Annotated in this window: 1 protein-coding gene; it reads right to left on the bottom strand. The window is 37.4% G+C overall.

Annotated elements, in window-relative coordinates:
* Positions 1–160 precede the first annotated feature (160 nt).
* A partial coding sequence (locus ABD296_RS49550; protein WP_344285531.1) for a transporter associated domain-containing protein occupies positions 161–746 on the bottom strand: 586 nt, incomplete at its 5' end.

Here is a 746-nt window from a genome sequence, read left to right as displayed (position 1 = left end):
GCGGTGAGTGCTTTTGCTGTGCCTAAATGTAAAGGTTCACAACATTCTGCATAGCTGCCTTTTCCGCATGGACAAGTTTGTTGGGTCATTTGGTACTTCTCAAATAAAAAATAGCTCAAAGTTGAGCTATTTTATGATGTTTCTAAATCTGACACGCAATTTAATCTTTCGATTCATCTTGTTCGATAGAAACAATATGAACTTTCTCGATTTTATGGCCTTCCATGGATACAACTTCAAAGCGATAACCATCCGCTTCAACAGTTTCACCATTTTCAGGTAAACGGCCTAAATGGAATAATAAATAACCCGATAAAGTAGAATATTGTTCACTTTCATCAACTAAGTCACGACCAAGTAAAAGCGATACATGACGAATATCGGTTGAACCTTCAAGTATTAACGAACCGTCTTCTAAACTTTCTGCTGCTGCATCTAGTTCGTCTTCATCAGGGAACTCACCCGCAATTGCTTCTAAAATATCAATTGGTGTGGCAATACCTTCAATTGAACCATATTCATTTAGAACAATCGCCATTTGTAAAGGAGCCTGACGTAATTGCTCCATCACCATAAGCACTTGAGCATTTTCATGCACAATAACTGGCTCACGTAAGTGCTTTTGAAAATCGATAACGCCTGTTTCAATAAAGCCATTTAAAACTTTATGTGTAAGCGCAATACCTTCAATATTATCAAGTTCACCACGAGCAACAATTAAACGTGAATGTGTCATCGACATTAAA

The organism is Actinomadura napierensis, from assembly GCF_039529375.1.
Taxonomy (GTDB): Bacteria; Actinomycetota; Actinomycetes; order Streptosporangiales; family Streptosporangiaceae; genus Spirillospora; species Spirillospora napierensis.
Note: the sequence above shows the minus strand (reverse complement) of the source record. Positions and strands in the feature narration are given on the sequence as shown.